This is a genomic window from Bacillota bacterium (genome assembly GCA_040757205.1).
Taxonomy (GTDB): domain Bacteria; phylum Bacillota; class Desulfotomaculia; order Desulfotomaculales; family Desulforudaceae; genus Desulforudis.
On the sequence record JBFLXL010000005.1, the window covers coordinates 21259 to 42833 of the forward strand.

Consider the following 21575-nt stretch of genomic DNA (forward strand, 5'->3'; position numbering starts at 1 on the left):
CTTGCGGTCTAAAGAATATAGCGGCTCAAGTCCTCACGGCGTACAATTTCGCTTAGTTTTTCCCGGACGTAGTGCTCATCGATGAACACGTTTTTGTCCTCAATATCTGGGGCGGCAAACGATATTTCCTCCAGGAGTCTCTCGAGCACGGTAAAAAGCCTGCGGGCACCGATATTCTCCGTCTGATCATTAACAGTATAAGCGATTTTCGCAATCTCGACAAGAGAATATTTAGAAAATTCGAGCTTAATGTCCTCCGTGGCCAACAATGCGGTGTATTGCTTGATTAAAGCGTTCTGGGGCTCCGTCAGGATCTGCAGGAAGTCCTCTTCGGTGAGATTCTTGAGTTCCACCCGGATTGGAAAACGGCCCTGCAGTTCGGGAATCAGGTCGGAGGGCCGCGACATGTGAAAAGCGCCGGCGGCGATGAATAGCATGTGGTCGGTCCTGGCCGGGCCGTACTTGGTCACCACGGTGGAACCCTCGATGATCGGGAGAATATCACGCTGCACGCCTCCCCTTGATACGTCGGGCCCGGCGCCGGCCTCCCGCCCGGCGATCTTGTCGATCTCGTCCAGAAAAATAATCCCGGATTCCTCAGCGCACCGGATACCCTCGGTCACCACTTCCTCGTTGTCCACCAGCTTCTGAGCTTCCTGCTGGGTCAGGATCTTCCGGGCTTCCGCTACGGTCACTTTGCGTAGTTTCTTCTTCTTCGGAAAGATGTGGCCCAGCATGTCGTGCAAGTTGATGCCCATCTCCTCGACACCCTGGCCGGAGAAAAGCTCCATGGTCGACATCGGACGGTCCTCGACCTCGATCTCCAGGTGCTCGTTCTCCAGCTCCCCGCGTTCCAGTTTCGCCCGCAGGGTTTCCCGCTCGAACTCCACCCGGCGCAGCCGCTGCTTGTGCCGGTCGTCCGTCTCCGGATCCGGACGAACGGTTCCCAACAACATCTCCAGGGGGTTGCGCCCGCCCGTGTCGTGGGGTGGAAAGGGCGCCAGAAGTTCAATGATCCGCTCCTGCGCCAACCGGGCGGCTTCTGCCTCCACTGCGGCCAAACGCTCGGACCGGACCATGCGGACGGATGTTTCCACCAGGTCGCGCACCATACTGTCGACGTCCCGGCCCACATAACCCACCTCGGTGAACTTCGTCGCCTCCACCTTCACAAACGGGGCGTTGACCAGGCGGGCCAGCCGCCGGGCGATTTCCGTCTTGCCCACCCCGGTCGGTCCGATCATGAGGATATTCTTGGGCATTACCTCTTCGCGAAGATCGTCCGGGAGCCGCGCCCGCCGGTAGCGGTTCCGCAAAGCGACCGCCACCGCTCTCTTCGCTTCGTCCTGGCCGACGATATACTTGTCCAGTTCGGCCACGGTCTGCCGGGGTGTCAGTTCCACGGTCATAACTCCCTTCCTCGCCTTAGACTTTTTCCACTGTGATCCGGTCGTTGGTGTGCACGCAGATCTGGGACGCAATCAAAAGGGCTTCGCGGGCGATGTCGGCCGCCGGCAACGCGGTGTGCCGGGCCAGGGCCCGGGCCGCGGCCAGCGCGAAAGCTCCCCCGGAACCGACGGCGATAATCCCGTCGTCCGGCTCGATGACCTCGCCACCACCGGAAATCAGCAGCACAGCCTCCCGGTCCGCCACGACGAGCAACGCCTCCAGGCGCCGCAGGTACCTGTCGGTGCGCCAGTCCTTCGCCAACTGCACGGCCGCCCGGCGCAGGTTGCCCTGGGATTCCTCCAGCTTTCCCTCGAAACGCTCAAACAGGGCGAACGCGTCGGCCACGCTCCCGGCGAAACCGGCCACCACCCGGTCCTTGTACAGACGCCGCAGTTTTACGGCGTCACGCTTGACGATGATTCCCTCGCCCAGTCCGACCTGCCCGTCACCGGCCAGGGCCACCGAACCGTCCCTCTTTACGGCGACAACGGTGGTGCCTTTAAATGTCAAATCAGTCTCACCTCATAACACAGTCTTGCCCGGTTCGACCCGGCGAAAGCCAAAGCACCGTATGAACCAAAACCGAAAACCGGCCCCCGATCACCCAGGTTTTGCGCGCGGAGCACCCCCCCCGTGCCGCCGCTCTCAGTCCCTGCGGCTCCGTCCGCGGGGATGCGCCCGCCGGTATACTTCCTGCAGACGGTCGGCCGAAACCCGGGTGTAGATCTGGGTGGTCGACAGGCGGGCGTGGCCCAGGAGTTCCTGGACGGCGCGCAAATCCGCGCCCGCCTCCAGGAGGTGAGTCGCGAAGCAGTGCCGGAGCAGGTGGGGCCCGGCCTGTTGGTCAGGTGCCAAAAGCTTCAGGTGGTTGGTGAAAACAAGCCGCGCGCCCCGGTCAGTCAGCCTCTCGCCCCGGTGATTCAAAAAGAGCGCCTCGCCTGTCTTCTTTGGACCAAGAAGCTTCGGCCGGCCTTCGTCCAGGTACCGCCCCAAGGCCGCACACGCGTATCCGCCCAAAGGTAAGAGCCTCTCCCGGTTCCCTTTTCCCAGCACCCGCACGTGGGCTGCTTTTAGGTCCAGGTCGGCCAGGTCGAGCCCCACCAGTTCAGATACCCGGAGCCCCCCGGCGTACAACACTTCTAAAATGGCGCGGTCGCGCAAGCCCCGTGGGCTTTCGTCCGGCACGTCTACAAGCTTGCCGACCTCCTCCGGGTATAGGACTTCCGGCAGCCGCTTCTTCAGACGAGGTGCGGACAACCCGGCGAGGGGACTCGCCGGGACGGCGTCTTCCCGGACCAGGTAGCGGAAAAAAGAACGCCAGGCTGCCACCTTCCGCGCTATGGTGCTCCGGGCGAGACCGGATTGCCCGAGGTGCGCCAGGTAACCCCTGAAGAGCTTCAGGTCGATCTCGTGTGCTGTGAGCGCGGCATCTGCTTTTCCCCGGCGGCGCGCGAAGTAGTCGAGCCCGGCGAAAAGGTCCTCCTGGTAGGCGGTGATGGTGCGGGGTGAGGCCTGACGCTCCGCCTGCAGGTAGGCCACAAAACCGTCAATTAAGTGGTACACTGTCCTCTCCCTTTTCGGCCAGCCAGGCCGCGAGACGTTCCAGGGCGCGCTGCGCGAGGGCCAGGTTGCGTTCCGGCCGGCGCCGGAGGCGCTTTCCGGGCAGAGGCGGAAACAGCCCGAAGTTTACGTTCATCGGCTGAAAATTGGCGGAATCCGCGGTGCTGATATAGTTCAACAGGGCCCCGTGCGCCGTCTCGGGTGGAAAAACCAGAAGGTCGTGCCCCTTTGACCGCCGCGCCGCGTTCAAACCGGCCGCCAGCCCGGCGGCCGCCGACTCGACGTAACCCTCCACACCGCTCAACTGCCCGGCAATGAAGAGCCCGGGCCGGTTTCGCAACTCCAGGGTGGGGTCCAGCAAAACGGGCGCGTTGATGTACGTGTTCCGGTGCATCACCCCGTAGCGTACAAACTCCGCCTGCTCGAGCCCCGGAATCATCGAGAACACCCGGCGCTGCTCCCCCCACTTCAGGTTGGTCTGAAACCCCACCAGGTTGTAGAGCGTGCCCTCCCGGTTGTCTTGGCGGAGCTGGACCACGGCGTGCGGCCGCGCGTGCGTGCGCGGGTCGACCAACCCCACCGGCTTAAGCGGCCCGAAAAGCAGCGTTTCACGGCCCCGGGCGGCGATCACTTCCACCGGCAGGCAGCCTTCAAAGTGAGTTTCCCGCTCGAAGCCGTGCCGCGGCGCCCGCTCGGCGGCCACCAGCGCCTCCCAGAACCGTTCGTACTCTTCCCGCGACATGGGACAGTTCAGGTAGGCCGGGTCGCCGCGGTCGTAACGCGAGGACCGGAACACCCGCTCCTGATCGATGGATTCCAGGGTGACGATCGGGGCCACCGCGTCGAAGAAATACAGGTGTTCGTGCCCGGTCAACCGCCGGATTTCGTCCGCCAGGGCGTCGGAGGTCAGGGGTCCGGTGGCCAGGATCACCGGTTCACCGGCGGGAACGGCGGTGATTTCCTCCCGGCGGACGGTCACCAGCGGGTGGCTCTTTAACCGCTCCGTAACCGCCAAGGCGAACAACTCCCGGTCCACGGCCAGCGCCCCGCCGGCCGGCACCCGGTGCGCATCGGCGCAGGCCATGATCAGGGAACCGAGCCGGCGCATCTCCTCTTTGAGCAGGCCGACCGCGTTCGTGAGCGCCTCCGCCCGGAGCGAGTTGGAGCAGACCAGCTCGGCGAACTCCCCGGTATTATGGGCCGGGGTGCGTTTTTGCGGGCGCATCTCGTAGAGGACGGTGGGAACGCCGCGCCGGACCAGTTGCCAGGTCGCTTCCGCCCCGGCCAGCCCGGCCCCCACCACCACAGCGCCGCCGGACATCAGGCCTTGCCTCGCACGGCCTTGCGCTCCTTATAGCCGCAATCCGGATTGGCGCAGGCCAAGGAGCGGCCGGCGTGAGCCGACCCTCCGACCCGCTCACCCGCTGACCCGACCCACTGGCGTGGGTGCCCCGCGTGGGTATCCCCGGGTGCCCCCGGGTGCCTCCGGGTGCCCCTGGCCACCAGGAACGACCGGCAGTCGGGGCATTGCTGGTCGGTGGGCTGATCCCAGGTCACAAAATCACATTCCGGGTATCCGGCACAGCCGTAAAAGACCTTGCCCTTCTTGGTCCGTCTGACCACCACCGGGCGGGTGCATTTGGGGCAGCGGTGGCCCGTCTCCTCGAAGATGGGCTTGGTCTGCCGGCAGTCGGGAAACCCCGGGCAGGCCAGAAACTTACCGTACCGGCCCATCTTGATCACCATTTTCCGGCCGCACTTCGGGCACTCCTCGTCGGTGACCTCATCCAGCCGCACACGATGGATCTTCGCCTCCGCCTCGGCGACCTCCCGGCGGAAGGGCCGGTAAAACTCTTCCAGCACCTTTTCCCACTGGACGGATCCCTCTTCGATCTGGTCCAGCTTTCCCTCCAGTTCGGCGGTGAATTCGCTGTTGATGACGTCCGGGAAGTGCTCTTTCAAGAGGTCGATGACCACCAGGCCCAATTCGGTCGGATGGAGCGATTTGCCCCGCCGGATCACGTAGCCGCGGCGCTGGATGGTTTCCACCACGGGCGCGTACGTGCTGGGACGTCCGATGCCCAGTTCCTCCAGAGCCCGCACCAGGGTGGCTTCGGTGTATCGGGAGGGCGCACTCGTGAAGTGCTGAGCCGGCGTCGTGCGCACGCACTTTAGCTGCTCTCCTTTTTCCAGCGGCGGGAGCGCCCCTTCCTCTTCCTCTTCCTCTTCCTCTTCCTTTTCCTTTTTCTTTTCGCTATTTTTGGCTTCGTCCCGCGTCTCGGCGTAAACCCGGGTGAAGCCCGGGAATTTCACCGTGGAACCGGTGGCCCGGAAGAGGTATTCCCCGGCGGCGATCTCGGCCCGTACGGTGTCGAGTAACGCCGAAGCCATCTGGCTGGCCAGGAAACGGGCCCAGATCAGCTCGTAAAGGCGCATCTGGTCGGGATTCAGGTGCTTCTTGACCGCCTCCGGCGTTCGCAGCACGGACGTGGGCCGGATGGCTTCGTGGGCGTCCTGGACCCGCGCCGGGGTACCCGCGCTTGCGGGCCGGGCGTACACCCTTTTGTGTTTCGGCACGTATTCGGCGCCGAAGTTCTTGCCGATGTATTCCCGGGCCTCGTCCTGAGCGTGAGCGGAAACCCGGGTCGAATCAGTCCGGATATAGGTAACCAGACCGACCGGCCCCTCTTTGCCCATGTCCAGGCCCTCGTAGAGCTGCTGCGCAACCATCATCGTCTTCCGGGTGGTGAAATTCAGGCGCCGGTGCGCCTCCTGCTGCAGGGTGCTGGTGGTGAACGGGGGCGCCGGGTTCTTCTTCTTCTCTTTTCGGACCACGTCCGCCACCCGGTAGAATTCCCCCTTGAGGTCGTCCAGGATGGCCTTCATGGTCTCCTCGTCAGGCACTATAACCTTTTCCCCGGCCTTTTTGTGCAACCGGGCCTTGAACTTCTCGCGCTTCCTGTTGGCCACCAACGCGGTGAGCGTCCAGTATTCCTCGGGTACAAAGGCCTCGATCTCCCGCTCGCGCGTGCAAATCAGGTGCACGGCCACCGACTGCACCCGGCCGGCACTCAAACCCTTGCGCACTTTGCGCCAGAGCAGGGGACTAAGGTTGTAGCCGACCAGCCGGTCCAGAATCCGCCGCGCCTGTTGGGCGTCCACCCGGTTGGGGTCGATCTTCCGGGGATTCTTGATCGCCGCCGTCACCGCTTCCCTGGTGATTTCATTGAATTCCACCCGGCAGGGTTTTTCCGGGTCGATCTGCAGCAATTCTTGCAAGTGCCAGGCAATGGCTTCCCCCTCGCGGTCGGGGTCCGAAGCCAGAAGCACCTGATCCGACTTCTTGCGCGCGGCCCTCAGTTCCTTGATGGCGTCCCCCTTGCCCCGAATGGTGATGTACTTGGGCTTGAACCCGTTATCAACGTCCACGCCGAACTGGCTCCGGGGAAGATCGCGGACGTGCCCCATTGAAGCCCGGATCTCGTACTTTTTGCCCAGGAACTTCCCGAGCGTCCTGGCCTTGGCCGGGGATTCGACAATCACCAGCGTCTTCTCCAATCAGCTCCACCTCGTGTCGTCAAGAATTCACCTGACCCGACCCACTGACGTGGGTGCCCCGCGCGGGTGCCCCGACTGGCGTGGGTGCCCCGCGCGGGTGCCCTTACCGCTACCGGCCTTTTAATAAGGAGTAGTATAACCCGCCCGGCGCCCGCCGCACAAACCCCTTGATTTCCAGGTAGGCCAAAACGGACGCCGCCTGGGGAGCCGTCAAGCCGGTAAGTCTCATCAGGGCTTGGTCGGACAGGCTCTGTCCTTGGAGCATTTCCAGGACTTGTTTCTCTTCGGGGCTCAACTGGGCGACCCGACCCGCGGACGCAGCCAGCTGGGCTTCCCCGGATTCGTTTTCGGGGAAAAGGGCCGTCAGGCCCAGTTCCTCCAACACGTCCCGGGCGTCCTCCACCAGCCGCGCGCCTTGCTTGATCAGGCGGTTGGCCCCCCGGCTGTAAGGGTTGTTCACGTTGCCGGGCACCGCCATCACGTCGCGGCCCTGTTCCAGCGCTGCCTCCGCCGTAATCAGGGCGCCGCTGCGCTCGCCGGCCTCCACGACCACCACCGCGCGGCAAAGACCGCTGATGATCCGGTTGCGTACCGGAAAATGCCAGGCCTCCGGTTTTGAACCCAAGGGGAATTCGGTGAGCACCAAACCGCCGGAAGCCGCAATTCTCTTCATCAGTCCGGCATTTTCCGGGGGGTAGGTCACGTCCAGGCCCGACCCCAGCACCGCCACCGTCCGGGCCCCGGATTCCAGGGCACCGTTATGCGCCGCGGTGTCGATGCCCCGGGCCATCCCGCTGACTATCACCAGACCGCAGGAACCGAGAGCGGCGGCCAGCCGGCCGGCCGTCTCCTTGCCGTACGGCGTGGCCCGGCGCGAACCGACGATGGCCACGTTGGGGCCGGACTCCTGAAAGCTAAAAGTCCCCAGGCTGAAAAGCACCGCCGGGGGATCGTAGATGTGGCGCAGGCTTTCCGGGTAGTCTGCGTCCATCCAGGTTATGACCCGGACGCCGGCACGCCGGACCCGCTCCTGCTCCGCCCCCGGGTCGACCCGGGACCGCCTGGAGAGCAGGTCCTCCGCCTGGAACATATCCAGCCCCGACGCACAAAGCTCCTTCTTCCCGGCCCCCCAGGCCTGCCGGGCGGATCCGGACGCCTCCACCAGGTTCAGAAGCCGCCGCGCCCCGACCGGCCAAACCACCGCCCAGGCCAGCCAGTATGCCCGTTCGTCCACCATGCGCCTCCCCCTGCCTGATTTGTCCATGGGATTCGGGGGTGTTCTGTAAATTCCTGCCGAATCAGACGTCTTAGGCGCCCAAAAAGTGAACGGTAATTACGCGGGTGACGGGACAAGTGCCAGCAGTGCGTCCAGGCGGTGGCGACGGTTGAAAAGCGCGGCATAGGGGTCCCCCCGGTTCTGCAGGCGGTCCGGGATGGTTCTGATATTGAACTGATTTGCCGCTTTTAGGCTTTCCAGTTCATCCCAGGTTACGGGGGTGGACACGGGCGCCGACGGACGGGGGCGCACACTGTATGGAAAAGCCATGGTCTTGCCCACCGTGTTTTGAAGATAGTCGATGTACACTTTGCCGGTCCGCCGTTCAATCACCCGTTCGGTGGTGGCAAAGGCACAAACGCCGGTCACCAAGCGGGCCAGCGCCTCCATTGCCCGGGTCGTCTCCCGGTTGGTGTGCACCGGTTCCAGAGGGATAAAGATGTGTACCCCGGTCGCCCCTGAGGTTTTTGGGAATCCGGCCAGGCCGAATTCGGCCAACACGGTGCGGGCTAAAAGCGCCACGTCGATCACCTGGCGCCACGTCGCGTGAGCCGCCGGATCCAGATCGAGGACGGCCAGGTCCGGGTATTCCAGATGGTCGGCCCGGCCCAGCCAGGCGTGCATCTCAATCGCCCCCTGGTTGGCGATCCAGACCAGGGTGGCTTCGTCCCGGCACACGATGTAGTTTGTCACCCGTTGGGCACCTTCATGCGCCACCGGCAGAGTCTCAATCCAGTCGGGCGTGTACTCGGGCTTTTCCTTCTGATAGAAGTGCTTCCCGTTTATTCCGTCCGGATACCGGCTCATCACGATCGGCCGGTCCTGGAGGTAGCGCAGCACATACGGCGCCACCCGGTGGTAATAGCCCACCAGGTCGCCCTTGGTGTACCCCTCCGGCCAAAAAAGCTTGTTCAGATTGGTCAGGTCTACCTTTCGGCTGCCGATGAGGACCGTTGGCATAGCGGTTCCCCTTTAAACATATCCGGGTTCCCCATAGGACCGGCCCGTGCGCGTGCGCGGTTGCAGAATATTTTCCCGCTGGAGGTGAAATATATGAACGAGGTGATGCTTGATGCCCCAAAAGAAGAACCGGCGCAAGAAAAGATACGAACAGTTGAAGTGGGAAACGGCACGCGAACTCCATCTGGAGGACGATTTGAAGGCCGGAGGCAATGCGTTGAGCGCCCGGGAGGCGGGACGCATCGGCGGACAGATGGTACGCAAACTGGTTGAGGCCGGTGAAAGATCACTGCAAGAGACACAACTCAACAATAAAAAACCGGGGTGACGGCAGGCCCCGGCACGAATAGAAATCACCAGTGCGAGCAACAATAGGCTTCGACAAGGCGCAGCCCGTAGTTTTCCGGCTCCAGGATTTTAATCAGTCCCTTTGCCGGAAGCCGGCTCTGTGCCTTGTCGTTATTCCTTCAAAATGGAAACACGCAATCCTCCGGCGCCTGGTCGCCGAACCCTTCCAGCACCGGGTTGCGCAGCCGCCCTTGGTCGGTCCAGCCGGTGAACCGCACCCGGGCGGTCAAGGGTATCTCCAGCCAGGCGACCTCAAGACCCCGGCTCAACGAGGGTGTGTCCTTGAGCGGGGAACGTCCGGCCGCGTGGGTGCGGGCGATGCCGGTCAGAACGGTCAGGTCTCGCTCAGAAAGCCCGGCGGCCGCCCGGCCGATGTAGACCAGGTCCCTGCCGGAGTAGAGCCCGAGCAGCACGGCCTTCGCCCGCCCCTGTTTCAACAAGATGCCGCCCACCACCGCCTGCAAACGGCGGGAGTGCTTTACCTTGCGCCAGGTGGGGTGTTTGCACCCCAGGTGGTACCGGCCGGCCAGCTCTTTGCTCACAATCCCCTCCAGCCCGAGGGCGCCGGTCGCTTGGAACAATTCCACGCCGTCCGGGAGGCTCCGGCAGATCGCCACCGGTGCCTCTTCCGGCAGGATAGCCGCCAGGATTTCCTGCCGCCGGGCCAGCGGGCGGTCCAGCAGCCATTCCCCGTTGACGGACAGGAGGTCAAAAACCACGTAATGCACCGGCAGCTCCCGGCTCAGCGCCGCAGTGACTTTGCGGGTCCGATCGCGCCTCAGAATCCGCCCGAAGCTCGGACGGCCTTCCTCGTCCAGGACCACCGCTTCACCGTCCAAGACGGCCGACTCGCCTAGCAGGATCTTGGTCAGCACGTGAAGCTCCGGGTAGGTCTCGGTCCGCACCCCGCCCCGGCGCGTCCGGAGCCGGGCCCCATCCCTCCGGACCTCCGCAATGATCCGGATTCCGTCCCATTTCAACTGGTGCACAAAACCCGGGTTGTTGAACGGCGCCGGCCACGAAACGGGTTCCATGGGCGAAAACTTGGCGTTCATACCTCCAGTCTTTCCGGAAACGGGCGCGGGCGCCTCCATATTTGGGCGTTGATAAGGCGTGAAGCTCACCCGGATCCTTGATAAGGGAAGAACCGTTGGGAAATGGCGGACGGGGACCCGGTCCGCCGCGGGTAAGCGCACGTCTTTGTGCGTACCCCCACGTCGGCTTTGAGTGTAATGGGCGTGACCTCGCGGGCCGAAAGGTGTATAATGGGGTCCAGTGCACTAAGAAGGGAGTAATCAATCGTGACTGAAGCATTCTCCAAATACGGTCGTTCTCGGCTGGTGGTTGGCATCGCCGTCCTGGTCGTCGCCGCCCTGCTCGCGGGGTCAGCCCTCGGCGGCTACGCCCTGGGTACCCGCGGGGCGGGCGGCGGTGAAACGGTGGCCGTCGTAAACGGCGAGCCCGTCTCCCGCGATGAGCTTTACGCCGAGATGTACACGCAGACGGGTGATCAGACCCTGCAGGAGTTGATTAAACGCAAGCTGATCCTCCAGGAGGGCCGCGCCCAAGGGGTCGAGATAGCGGACGCCGACATCCAGGCCCGGCTTAACGAGGTCATTGAAAGCGGATTTGCATCCCGGGAAGAGTTCGAGGAGGCCCTGGCAGCCTACGGACTGGAACAAAAGGACCTGGAGCAGCAGATGCGGATCCAACTCACCGTTGAAGCACTGCTTGGCAAACAGGTCGAACTGGACGAAGCCGAAGTAAAGGCCCACTTCGAGGCCAACCAGGAGCGTTTCGGTGAACCCGAGCGCCTGGAGGCGCGCCACATCGTGCTCAAGACCCGCGAAGAGGCGGAGAACGTCCGGTCTGAGCTGGCGGCGGGTGCCGACTTCGCCGCCCTGGCCCGCGAGAAGTCGGTGGACACGCTCACCGCCGGCGGCGGGGGCAACCTGGACCCCATCCGGAACGGCGAATTCATCCCCGCCTGGCAGAAAGCCCTCTTCGGCAAGGAAGCCGGCCTGGTGGACGAAGTGATGGAGACCGAGTCCGGTTTTCACGTGGTCGAAATCCTGGAGAAGCACCCGGCCACGGCGGCCGTGTTCGCCGACGTGGAGGCGAAAGTGCGCCGTGAACTCACCGAACAGGAGATCACCCGGCTCTACCCCGCCTGGCTGGACAGCCTGTTGGCCAAGGCCAAGGTGGAGTACAAGTAAGCGTTCCTGCTCTACGGGTGGGCCGCGTCCCTGACCGGTGGGCGCGGCCGTTGCGTTTTTGTCCCCTTGCCTGCCGCCTTCCCGCGCTCTTTCCTGGCCTGTTCGATGCTCGCCTTCAGGGCCTCCATCAAGTCGACCACTTTTTCCGGGCGCGCCGGCGGCACGGTCACGACCGCCTCACCGGCCACCTTGGCCCGGATGATTTCCCAGACGGCCTCCCGCCTCTCGTCCCGGTATTTCTCGGGTTCAAACGGTCCCGCCAGGCTCTCCACCAGGCTCAAGGCCATTTTGACTTCGTTGTCGTGCAGGCTCACGCCGGCGCCCAGCTCCGGCAGGAGCGCGGGCGAACGCACCTCGTCCGGGTAGTACATGGTGCTCATCTGCAGCGCCGGCCCGCTGACCCGGAGCACCGCCAGCGACTCCTTGGTCCGGATGGACACCCGGGCCACCCCGACCCGCCCGCTCTTCTCCAGCGCTTCGCGCAGCAGGCTGTACACCTTTTCGCCGCCTTCGGCCGGCGACAGGTAGTAAGACCGGTCGTAGTAGACCGGATCGATTTCCCCGATGGGGACGAAATCCAGGAGGGAGATGTTTCTCGCCCCGCCCGTGGGCAGGTTCTCCAGTTCATCCTCCGTCACGACCACGTACCGGCCCTTTTCGTACTCGTAGCCCCGGACGATCTCCTCGGCCAGCACCTCTTCCTCACAGTGGGGGCAAAACTTGCGGTACCGGATCGGCATGTGGCAACTCTCGTGCAGGTAGTTGAATTTGATGTCCCGGTGCTCGGTCGCCGGATAAAGTTTCACCGGGATGTATACCAGGCCGAAGGTCACGGCCCCTTTCCAGATCGGGCGCAAAGCACGCATCACTCCCCGTGCGCTTTTCCCCTAGTTTGCCTGCACGGACCAGGATTATATCAAGCGTTTGCTGATTTTATCGCCGACAAACGAAAAGAGCATTTCCTTTTCCTCAAGGACCGTTTCCAGGTGCACCGGGCGGCCCCAGAGCCGATGGACCAACGGCAGCGTTTTTTCCAGGTAGTGAACGTCCAGTTCCACTCCCTCATAGTGGTGTTTGAGGTAGAGTTCCCCGCGGCCGTTGAAGTCGCCCGTCTCCACCAGGATGTACGGGTGGCCGCAGTTGAAGAGGTTTTGCACCAGGGTGTCGCGCACCACCCGCCAATCCTTTTCCACGGCCCGCCATTCGTAGCCGATCCTGCGGAATACAAAAAGGCCCATTTCCCGGACCAGTTCCTCGGTCAGGTGGTTGCGCAAAAACCCCGCGTCGTCACTGGTGACCCGCGCTTCAAAAACGGCGTCCCGCCCCCAACGCCGGTCGATGTCGGCGAAGATCGACAGGCCCAGGAGGTAGGGGTTCACCTGCAAACGCAAAGGCTGGACAAGCTGGGCGTGCATCCGTGCGAAATCAACCGCTTCCGCCTCCGTGAGCTCCAGGCGGCGCATGATCTCCAGGTGCCAGAAGGTGGCCCAGCCCTCGTTGCACAACTTGGTGGCCGACTGCGGCCGGAAGTACAGCGACTCGTCCCGGACAACGGCCAGGATGTCCCGCTCCCAGGAGTCCAGATGGTGAGCGAACCGGGCGATGAACCCCAGGAAGTCGTTTTTCGGGTGGTCGGCCGACTCACCGGCGCCCGCCCGCCCGGCGTACGCCGGATGCCTGGGGTAATCGACGTGTTCGGCAACCGCCAGCGCCGCGTCCAGGAACTGCTCCACCCGGTCCCGCCCGCAGGCTTCTTCGTAACCTCGAAACCGGCCGGCGGCGGCGGCCATACTGTCCAGCGCGGTCCGCGGCGCGGTCCGTGCAAAGTAAGCGTTGTGTTTGAAGAAGTCGCTGTGCGCGAGGACGTGGGCGATCACCAGCCGGTTCTGAATCCGGGAGTTGCCCTGAAGCAAAAAGGCATAGCACGGGTCGGTATTGATCACCATCTCGTACATCCGGCTTAAATTATGGTCGTATTCCGCCTTGATGCGCTGGTAGGCCTTCCCGAAACTCCAGTGGCCGAACCGGGTGGGCATCCCGTAGGCGCCGAAGCTGTAGAGCACCTCGGGCGGACAGATTTCGAAGTGCATGTCGCGGAAATCCAGGCCGCACTCCCGGGCGACCGCCATTATCTCCTCGATGTCTCTTTCAAGGTGTTCCAGGTCGCACAAACCGCTTTTCCCTCCTTGTCAGCCACGTGGCACCGTACCGCCTTCGGCCGGTTCCAGGTCGTACAAGAGCTCCCCCCCCCCCCCTTGTCAGGCGTCCGGACCGTCCCCTTCGCTCACGAGCGGGCCTGGAAGAAAGTCCGCAGGGCGCCGTATACCTCGCCCTTGTCCCGCAGCACCACCGTCACAAAGCGGGGATCAGCGATCTTCTTGAAGACGCTGCGCAGGGTGCTCGTGTAGTAGTACGAGCCTTCGATTTCCCCGTAGCCGACGAGGTTCGAGACCCCGGCCAGTTGCGTCGCCAGGGCGGCGCACAGTTCGTTGTCGGAGGTGAGGTTGTCGCCGTCCGAGAAATGGAAGGCGTATATGTTGTATTGCCGCGGCGGGTAGCGTTCAGCCACAATGTCCAGGGCCAGGCGGTAGACCGACGAACAGCGCGTGCCGCCGCTCTCTCCCCGGGAAAAAAACCCTTCCGGCGTGGTCTCCCGGGCTTCGGTGTGGTGAGCCAGGAACACCGTTTCCACGCTGTCGTACCGCGTTCTCAGGAAACGGACCGTCCAGAAGAAAAACGTCCGGGCGATTTGTTTTTCGAACGGACCCATTGAACCGGAGGTGTCCATCATGGCCAGGACCACGGCGGCGGATTCGGACTGGCGGACGGTATGCCAGGTCCGGTACCTGAGGTCCTCGGGGGCGACCTGTAAGCCCGGGCGCCCATTCAGGGTGTTTCTCCGGAGCACCTCCTTGATGGTCCGGCGGCGGTCCAGGTTTCCCGCCAAACCCTTGGGGCGCACATCACGAAAGTCCACGCTGTCGGTGACCAGCCGCGGCTGCGGTTTGTCGCGCAGGTTGGGCAGGTGCAGGTCTTCGAACATCAGCGCCGATAACTCGTCGAGAGTCACTTCCGCTTCATAGTACTCGATGCCCGGTTCACTGCCGGCGCCTTTGCCGCCCCAGACGGCCGGGCAGCCGCCCGCCACCATGTCGCCGATTTCCACCCCACCCCCGCCATGGCCGACTTGCTTCCGTCGGTTCTGATCGAAACGGAAGCGGTATTCCCGGATGGCCCGCACCGGGATCCTGACCGGCCGGTCCGCATCCGAAACGATGATGCTCTCCTCGCTGACGATGTCGGACAGGTGCTCCCGGATGGCCCGGCGCACCTTCTCGCGGTGCCGCTGCTGATCCCGCAGGCCCTTCCGGTGCAGGGACCAGTCTTCGTGTTCGATCGTAAACCGTTTCACTGCCGCCGGCCTCCCCAAACAAGCCCGGCTGCCGGTTCAGCACGATCAGCCGTTGCCGCTTTCGTTACCCGCAATTCAACCGGCCTCCCCATACAAACCCGGCTACCGGTTTAGCAGACTGCCGACGTAGCGCAAGAGCTCCGCCGCGCAGACCGGGCAGAACCCGCGGTCGGCCGTCAACCGGTTCCGGACATCTTCCATTCTCTGGACTTGCAAGGGATCGGGGTTGCGGGTGGAGGTGGTGATTTTGATCACGTCCTTCAGGTCGGCGAAGAGCTTCTTCTCGATCGCTTCCCGCAGCCGCGGGTGGCGGGTAAAGTCAAACCGCTCGCCCTTCCTGGAAACGGCCGAGATGCGGATCAGGATCTCTTCGCGGAAGGCTTTCTTCGCGTTTTCCGTAATTCCGATCTGTTCTTCGATGGAACGCATGAGCTTTTCATCCGGTTCCAGTTCCTCGCCGGTCACGGGGTCATGAACCGCCGCCCGGCAGCAGAAGGCGTCCACGTTGTCCAGGTAATTCTCGCATAGGACCCGGGCCGAATCCTCGTAGGAGTGGGTAAAAGCGCGCTGCACCTCGCGCCGGGCGAACTCATCGTATTCCTGACGGGCGGTGACGATGAAGTTCAGCAAACGTTCCCGTTCCTCCCGCCCGATGGACGGGTGCTGGTCCAGTCCCTCGCGCAGCGCCCGCAGCACCTCCAGCGCGTTGAGGCACCCGGTCTCGCTCCGGATCAGCGCGGACGACAGCCGGTTGACCACGTAGCGGGGGTCGACCCCGGTCATCCCCTCGTCCGGATGCTCACTCCGGAGTTCAGCCAGGTCCCGGCGGCCGAAGCCCTCGACCTCCTCCCCGTCGTACAAGCGCATCTTTTTCACCAGGTCCAGCCCCGGTTTCCGCGACTCCCGAAGCCGGGAGAGCACCGAGAAGACGGCCGCCGCCCGCAGGGCGTACGGGGCCAGGTGCACATCACTAAGATCGCTCTGGCCGATCAGCTTCCGGTAAATCCGGACCTCTTCGGAAACACGGAGGTTGTAGGGAATCCGCATCACCAGCAGGCGGGACACCAGGGCCTCGTTCTTCCGGTTGGCGACAAAGGCCCGGTACTCGGACTCGTTCGTATGGGCGGCGATCATCTCGTCCGCGCTGATCAGGGAGTACCTCCCGGCCTTGAAGTTTCCCTCCTGGGAGAGGCTCAAGAGGTTCCAAAGGAATTTCTCGTCGCACTTGAGCATCTCTTGGAACTCCATCAGGCCCCGGTTGGCGATGTTCAGTTCCCCGTCAAACCGGTACGCCCGGGGGTCGGACTCGGCCCCGTACTCGGCGATGGTCGAGAAATCGATGCTCCCGGTCAACTCGGCGATGTCCTGGGATTTAGGGTCCGAGGGGGCGAAGGTGCCGATCCCCACCCGCCGTTCCTCGGACAAAAAGATGCGCTCGACCGGGACCTCCTCGATCCGGCCGCCGTACTCCGTTCCCACCCGCAAGCGGCAGGCCGGGCACAATTCCCCCTCGATGTGCAGGTTGTATTCCCGGGCGAAGGCGTCCCGGACCGCGGCCGGGATCAGGTGCAGGGGTTCCTCGTGCATCGGGCAGCCCTTGATCGCGTACACCGCGCCCTCTTCCGTGCGGCTGTACTCCTCCAGGCCCCGCTTCAAGAGCGTGACCAGCGTGGACTTGCCGCCGCTCACCGGACCCATCAGGAGCAGGATGCGGTGGCGCACATCCAGGCGGCGGGCCGCCGGGTGCAGGTATTCGTCCACCAGCTTTTCCAGGGTCTCGTCCAGCCCGAACAGTTCCCGGGCAAAAAACTTGTATTGTTTTACACCTTCTACTTTCTCCACCCCGGCCGCCATGACCATCCGGAAGATCCGGGAGTGACTGAGCTGGCAAACCCAAGGCCGGCGGCGCACCACCTCCAGGTAGTCCCTGAAGGTCCCCTGCCACTCGAGCTTTCTCCTGGCCGCACGATACTCTTCCAGGTGGTGGAGAAAACGCATGTCCTGCCTCCCGCAAGCCAAGTAGTTCACGGTACCAGTATATGCGCCGGTTTCGGGGAAAAAGAATTAGTGGTCGGTGGTCGGGAAGAAGGGTGATGGGTGGTCGGTGGTTGAGCCGTGGCAAAATCCTGGGTCAAAACGATTGACTGGAACTTACTGGGTGGTCAGTGTGCGACCCGGGGAGGAAACCAGGTGAAAGCAAAGCACTTTGGAAGAACCGGGGGGGCTACGACTGGAGGCTGACGACCATTACAGTGGCCGGCGGTTGGACCAGGAAAAGGAACCTCGTTCAAGGTACATTGGCCGCGAACCAGTGGACAGCCCCGGTGACCGACGACTGACCACCAACCACTAATCAGTGCAAGGGGATGACGATGTAGTGCTTATCGGTCTCCAGTATTTCCGGCAGCTCATCCGCGGGGACAAACCGGTATACCACTTCGTCGCCCTCGACCCAGGTCACGAGGTAATTCATCCGGCCCGCCTCCCAGTGCACAATGTATGGTGTATACAGTATTACTACGCCCATCCTAACAGACTATTCCCCGGGCGGCAAGCTTTTTTGTCTTCTCTAGTTTACCGTGACGGTGCGCGAGTACGAAAAGTACGGGGGATCCGGGTCTTTAATGCCGTTATGAACGGTTTGCGTTACCTGTGCTGGGGCGGGGACGGCTAAGCCGTCCAACCCAAAAGGCTCAGGCGTGGAAAACTGCTTGGGATGTGCGCACGCCGCGCAGCGGCAGTCCCCAGCTTCAGGTGCACGCTTTGTTGGGTGGTGTTGTTAGAAGTATACTTTATCTTCGGTCGAGCCACTGATAATACTTCATTACGCCTTGAACACCGAACCATTTGAATGGCTCTGGGGGGATGAACGAAAGTTTGTGATTGGCATAGGCGGTTTTTTCCCAACCGTGAGGCATGCCGTGGTACATGCTGGAAATAATATTCCCGAACATGAAAGAGGAATTGACGCCGTGACCGCTGTATGCCAAACCGTAATAAATATTTTTGAACTTGCCTGTTACGCCGACAGACTCCACTCTATCGTATGAAATACCCAAAATGCCGTTCCATTTTCCTGTTCCCCTATGGTTATCCCCGCAGCGTATTCAGCCCCCTTTCAAAAGTCGTCGGCATCGTCTGGTATGCAGCAAGGGATTCTGTCGTCAACAATGTATCGTTCCGGGTCTTCATGCGGGTTCCCGTTGTCCCTGTCTGCTGTGCCGGGCCCGGCACAGGCAGGGAGGTTTTCATCATAGAGGGCTTCGGCCCACAGAAAGTTCAACAGCTCAAGCGTGTCGGCAATGCAGTGTTGGCCGGAGAAAACAATCATTAGCGGTCTTTTTCTGCCCTCGAAAAACAGCTTCAGGCCGTATTCGCCGGCTGAAACGGCCGGACATTCACCGGACCATACCGTTTCCACCTGCGTATCCTCAGTGACTCTGACTGTCCGCATGTTTTCACTCCTCCTGCCTGCCGACAGGCAGGGCTTGCTTCTATTTTGGCAGCAGGTCGGTTGATCCTTAATATGACACCTTGCTATCCCTTATTTGACGGTTACAGCGGGATTTTATCTGATTTTTAGCTTGTTACTTTATGACATCCTGATTAAGCCGTTTTGGCAGAAGTTTGTAGCTGAGGTCAGGAGGGAAGTTCTTTAAGCGTGAAGGATTGTGGGAATATCTGCCGAATTAAAGAAGCAATAGTAGTATATGGAGGGTGCGGCCGTGGATCGGATGCCATTGGCGGCCGTTGTGTTGCATTCCATACCCGAGAGCGTAGTTTTGCTCAGCCTAGCGGGCGCCCTCCTCGGGGTACGCTGGAGATTCCAGTTGATATTTCCGGCTGCTGTTCTATCGGCTCTTGCGGCATGGGGTGTGCGGGCGTTGCCGCTACCCTACGGTGTTCATTCATTAATTGGCGTACTGGTGTTCACTATCCTCATCGTTGTTTTCTATCGGCTTCCCTTTCTCCGAGGTTTGATCGGTACGCTGTTTGCCTTCGGCAGCTTTGCCGCAGTCCAAGTTATTATTATACCCTTGCTGGCTCGGGCCGTTGGCGTGACTGAGTTAAGGGATCTCTGGGCGGATTCCTGGTTACGCATCATTCTGGCCTGGCCGGAACTCATCCTGATGGCTGTGGTGGCCTGGTTCCTATATCGTTTCCGGCCTGTCCCGGGACAAAGAACTGCTCAAAGTGGGTGAGTGCAGGAATGCTTAGAGCGGTGGTGGTTGAGGACCAAGTCATTGAACGGGAATACCTGAGGCAACTACTGGATGAGGCGGGCGACGTGGCGGTTATAGCCGAAGCCGGGAGCGGGCCGGAAGCGCTGGATCTGGTTACCCGCTTTCATCCCGACTTGGTCTTCCTGGACATCGGCCTTCCCGGATTGGGCGGGCTGGAGGTGGCCCGGCAACTGCTTCTCGCCGACCTTAGGCCGTTCATCGTCTTCGTGACCGTAGATCGACAACACGCCCCCGAAGCGTTTGATCTGGGTTCGGTGGACTACCTCCTTAAGCCTTACAACCGTTTGCGCCTAGCCAAAACCCTTGCCCGGGTGCGAGAAAGGATGGCTCCGCAGCGTCAGGCCGGTCGCCTTGTTCTCTCTCACAAAGAAGAGTTCCAGATAATCAGGTTAGAAGAAATCATCTTCATCGAATCTGACAAAAGAAAGAGGACTATTGTCCATACCGAAACCGCAACATTTGCCGCCCGCCAGAGTTTGGCGGTAATCGAAGATCAACTGGTCCGTTACCCCAACTTCTTGCGCACTAGCCGCTCCTATTTGGTAAACCTTGATTGGGTGGCCAAGGTTGAGGCATGGACTAATTACAGTCTTAGAATTGTCTTTCGCAATTGCGCCAAAGAAGCGTTTCTTAGCCGCAATAACTTGGCGGAATTCAAGAGACGACTGGAAGCCTTGCCTTTTGTTCCGGGTCAGTAAAACTACATTTCGGGTCATTATTTCTGCATTTCGGTTTTAAACCCCCCTGAATATCGTCCGCGGGATGTTACGATATACTCAAAATGGGACGAGGTAGTACGCGTGAGGTTCCGTTCAAAAAGGCCTGTTGCTGAAAACAGCCAGCATACATGGCCTAATCAGCAACACTTTTCCCGGGCAGGCTCACTCTTGCTGGCCGCCATACTATGCCAATTGCTCGGAATCGCCCTTGTTGTTCAAGTTCTGCAATTCCACGGTTTGCTCCTCTGGTCACAAGGCTTAGTGATCGCGGCGGTGTTCATTCTCTTGCACTATATGCTGGTCCTGGCCCTCGTCGGGTGGATAATGGCCAATGAGGCCCGCCGTTTCATGCTGGACGAACAGAAGAGAGCAGTGGAGACGGCCCACGGCTTTCTCCAGGTGGTGCGGGCGCAGCGGCACGATTTGGTGAATCACCTTCAGGCACTGGCAGCCCTGTTTCAAACCGGGCGCGAAGAAATGGGGCGCAAATACCTGGGCGAAATGATCCGGGTTGGCGCCAACGCCAATGAGGCGATTCAAGGCAATGACCCCGTGCTGGCGGCTTTTCTGCAGGTTCGGGTTCATCAAGCTGCGGCGCAGGGGGTGGACTTCGAGCTGGATGTGGAAAATGCCTTCGGCCCGCTACCAGTATCCATCGCCTACGCCCTGGTCGGCGTACTGGGCAATCTCCTGGATAACGCCTTCGAAACCGTGACACCCTTGCCGGCTGCGCAACGGAAAGTAATGTGTGCCATAGCGCAATACGACAAATACTTGATCGTGCGCATTAGTGACAGCGGCCTGGGAATTGCTCCCGAACACCGGGAGCGGATCTTCAACCCCGATTTCTCTACCCGGGGTACGGGCCGGGGCCAGGGCCTTGCCCTGGTATGGGAAGTGGTGACCGGCATCGGGGGACGGGTGGAAGTCGGTGATAATCCAACCACGTTTACCGTATGGTTTCCGTTGCGGGGGGTGGCGCCGTGATCCGGCGTTGGGCCGAACAATCGGCGGTTTATCTGCAGACCGAGCTTGAGCTGGATCCGGCCCGGCTAAAGGTTCTGGCCTACGGTCTGGAAGCCGTCCTAGGCGGGTTGGTTCAGCTCACGGCCTTAGCCATCATACCTTTTCTGCTTGGGATCGGCCCGGCCACCTGGATGGCGGCGGGAACCGCGGCATTTTTCCGACTGCCGGCGGGCGGAGCGCACTGCCGGGCGTTTGACCGTTGCCTGTTAAGCTCTCTGAGTACCTTTATGCTGGCCGGCGCCACCAGCGTCCTGCTCACCAGCCAAATTTCTTTTCATCCCTTCCCCCTCGTCCTTGCCGTTCTGTGTGTGGCCGCATTAGCCGTTTTGCTCTATGTACCCGCGGACACGTCCGCACGCCCGATAAAAAGTCACCGGGAAAAACGGCGCTTGAAAGCCTGGGCCTTTTTCGTGCTGGGTTTTTACCTTCTTCTCCTCCACCTGGGCATCCGAAACAACATTTCTCCGGAATTGATTGTAGCGGGCGGCCTGGGACTGCTCATTCAGGCCTTCACCGTCACGCCCTGGGGTTACCGGGCAATAAACGCTGTGGACCAGTTCCTGGCTGCTGGGTTGGGAATCTTTACGCGCCGGGGGGAGGTGAGAAGGTGAAGAAACTATTGCTGACATTCGCCAGCCAGACGGCTCTGTTGGCCGCCGTGATGGTTGCACAGCCGGCCAGTTGGCTGTTCTGGCACCAGCCGGAAACGCCGGAAGAGCTAAGGAGAAAATAGAGATCAAATACTTGGGAAAGGGGCAAAAAGGCCCCTTTCCCTTTTGGGGGATTGCTGTTACGGCCAGCCTATAA

20 protein-coding genes are annotated in these 21575 nt (G+C 61.7%); 7 read left to right on the top strand and 13 right to left on the bottom strand.

Annotation, left to right across the window (positions count from 1 at the left end; translation table 11 throughout):
• Positions 1–8: 8 nt before the first annotated feature.
• From hslU to ligD, 7 genes are all read right to left on the bottom strand, one after another.
• On the bottom strand, positions 9–1409 hold the full coding sequence (gene hslU / locus AB1402_05420; GenBank protein MEW6541035.1) for an ATP-dependent protease ATPase subunit HslU: 1401 nt from the start codon (positions 1407–1409) through the stop codon (positions 9–11).
• Between the two features lie 16 nt (positions 1410–1425).
• The gene (hslV, locus tag AB1402_05425; GenBank protein MEW6541036.1) at positions 1426–1959 is read right to left on the bottom strand and encodes an ATP-dependent protease subunit HslV; all 534 of its coding nucleotides are present in this window, start codon (positions 1957–1959) and stop codon (positions 1426–1428) included.
• A 135-nt stretch (positions 1960–2094) separates the two neighbouring features.
• Positions 2095–3012, bottom strand: a complete 918-nt coding sequence (locus AB1402_05430) for a tyrosine recombinase XerC (protein MEW6541037.1) — start codon at positions 3010–3012, stop codon at positions 2095–2097.
• Positions 2996–4330: a methylenetetrahydrofolate--tRNA-(uracil(54)-C(5))-methyltransferase (FADH(2)-oxidizing) TrmFO gene (gene trmFO / locus AB1402_05435; GenBank protein MEW6541038.1), complete on the bottom strand. Its 1335-nt coding sequence runs from the start codon at positions 4328–4330 to the stop codon at positions 2996–2998. The genes AB1402_05430 and trmFO overlap by 17 nt, the downstream gene beginning before the upstream one ends.
• A complete protein-coding gene (gene topA, locus AB1402_05440; GenBank protein MEW6541039.1) occupies positions 4330–6567 on the bottom strand; it encodes a type I DNA topoisomerase in 2238 nt (745 codons plus the stop codon). The genes trmFO and topA overlap by 1 nt, the downstream gene beginning before the upstream one ends.
• Before the next feature lie 109 nt (positions 6568–6676).
• Positions 6677–7804 carry a DNA-processing protein DprA gene (gene dprA, locus AB1402_05445; protein ID MEW6541040.1) on the bottom strand — a complete coding sequence of 376 codons (1128 nt, stop codon included), beginning with the start codon at positions 7802–7804 and terminating at the stop codon, positions 6677–6679.
• A 96-nt stretch (positions 7805–7900) separates the two neighbouring features.
• Positions 7901–8803, bottom strand: a complete 903-nt coding sequence (ligD, locus tag AB1402_05450; GenBank protein ID MEW6541041.1) for a non-homologous end-joining DNA ligase — start codon at positions 8801–8803, stop codon at positions 7901–7903.
• A gap of 112 nt (positions 8804–8915) precedes the next feature.
• Here ligD and AB1402_05455 point away from each other — a divergent pair, with 112 nt between their 5' ends.
• A complete protein-coding gene (locus tag AB1402_05455; protein MEW6541042.1) occupies positions 8916–9131 on the top strand; it encodes an alpha/beta-type small acid-soluble spore protein in 216 nt (71 codons plus the stop codon).
• A gap of 139 nt (positions 9132–9270) precedes the next feature.
• Here AB1402_05455 and AB1402_05460 read toward each other — a convergent pair whose 3' ends face one another.
• Positions 9271–10206 (bottom strand): hypothetical protein, encoded by a 936-nt coding sequence (locus tag AB1402_05460; GenBank protein ID MEW6541043.1) that lies wholly within the window; start codon positions 10204–10206, stop codon positions 9271–9273.
• 246 nt (positions 10207–10452) lie between these two features.
• On the opposite strand from AB1402_05460, the gene AB1402_05465 reads away from it, so the two are divergent.
• On the top strand, positions 10453–11367 hold the full coding sequence (locus AB1402_05465) for a peptidyl-prolyl cis-trans isomerase (GenBank protein MEW6541044.1): 915 nt from the start codon (positions 10453–10455) through the stop codon (positions 11365–11367).
• A gap of 11 nt (positions 11368–11378) precedes the next feature.
• On the opposite strand, the gene AB1402_05470 is transcribed toward AB1402_05465, so the two are convergent.
• From AB1402_05470 to AB1402_05490, 5 genes are all read right to left on the bottom strand, one after another.
• On the bottom strand, positions 11379–12224 hold the full coding sequence (locus tag AB1402_05470) for a Ku protein (GenBank protein ID MEW6541045.1): 846 nt from the start codon (positions 12222–12224) through the stop codon (positions 11379–11381).
• Positions 12225–12278: 54 nt separating this feature from the next.
• Positions 12279–13538 (bottom strand): SpoVR family protein, encoded by a 1260-nt coding sequence (locus tag AB1402_05475; protein MEW6541046.1) that lies wholly within the window; start codon positions 13536–13538, stop codon positions 12279–12281.
• 113 nt (positions 13539–13651) lie between these two features.
• A complete protein-coding gene (gene yhbH, locus AB1402_05480; protein ID MEW6541047.1) occupies positions 13652–14779 on the bottom strand; it encodes a sporulation protein YhbH in 1128 nt (375 codons plus the stop codon).
• Positions 14780–14881: 102 nt separating this feature from the next.
• Positions 14882–16777: a protein prkA gene (locus AB1402_05485; GenBank protein ID MEW6541048.1), complete on the bottom strand. Its 1896-nt coding sequence runs from the start codon at positions 16775–16777 to the stop codon at positions 14882–14884.
• A 1120-nt stretch (positions 16778–17897) separates the two neighbouring features.
• A complete protein-coding gene (locus tag AB1402_05490; GenBank protein MEW6541049.1) occupies positions 17898–18233 on the bottom strand; it encodes a hypothetical protein in 336 nt (111 codons plus the stop codon).
• Between the two features lie 271 nt (positions 18234–18504).
• Here AB1402_05490 and AB1402_05495 point away from each other — a divergent pair, with 271 nt between their 5' ends.
• From AB1402_05495 to AB1402_05515, 5 genes are all read left to right on the top strand, one after another.
• Complete coding sequence (locus tag AB1402_05495; protein MEW6541050.1) at positions 18505–18981, top strand: hypothetical protein; 477 nt, start codon at positions 18505–18507, stop codon at positions 18979–18981.
• A gap of 20 nt (positions 18982–19001) precedes the next feature.
• The gene (locus AB1402_05500) at positions 19002–19721 is read left to right on the top strand and encodes a LytTR family DNA-binding domain-containing protein (protein MEW6541051.1); all 720 of its coding nucleotides are present in this window, start codon (positions 19002–19004) and stop codon (positions 19719–19721) included.
• A gap of 189 nt (positions 19722–19910) precedes the next feature.
• A complete protein-coding gene (locus tag AB1402_05505) occupies positions 19911–20729 on the top strand; it encodes an ATP-binding protein (GenBank protein MEW6541052.1) in 819 nt (272 codons plus the stop codon).
• Entirely contained in the window at positions 20726–21379 is a 654-nt protein-coding gene (locus tag AB1402_05510) for an accessory gene regulator B family protein (protein ID MEW6541053.1), read from the top strand. The genes AB1402_05505 and AB1402_05510 overlap by 4 nt, the downstream gene beginning before the upstream one ends.
• A complete protein-coding gene (locus AB1402_05515) occupies positions 21376–21501 on the top strand; it encodes a cyclic lactone autoinducer peptide (GenBank protein ID MEW6541054.1) in 126 nt (41 codons plus the stop codon). Before AB1402_05510 ends, AB1402_05515 begins: the two co-directional genes overlap by 4 nt.
• Positions 21502–21575: the final 74 nt, after the last annotated feature.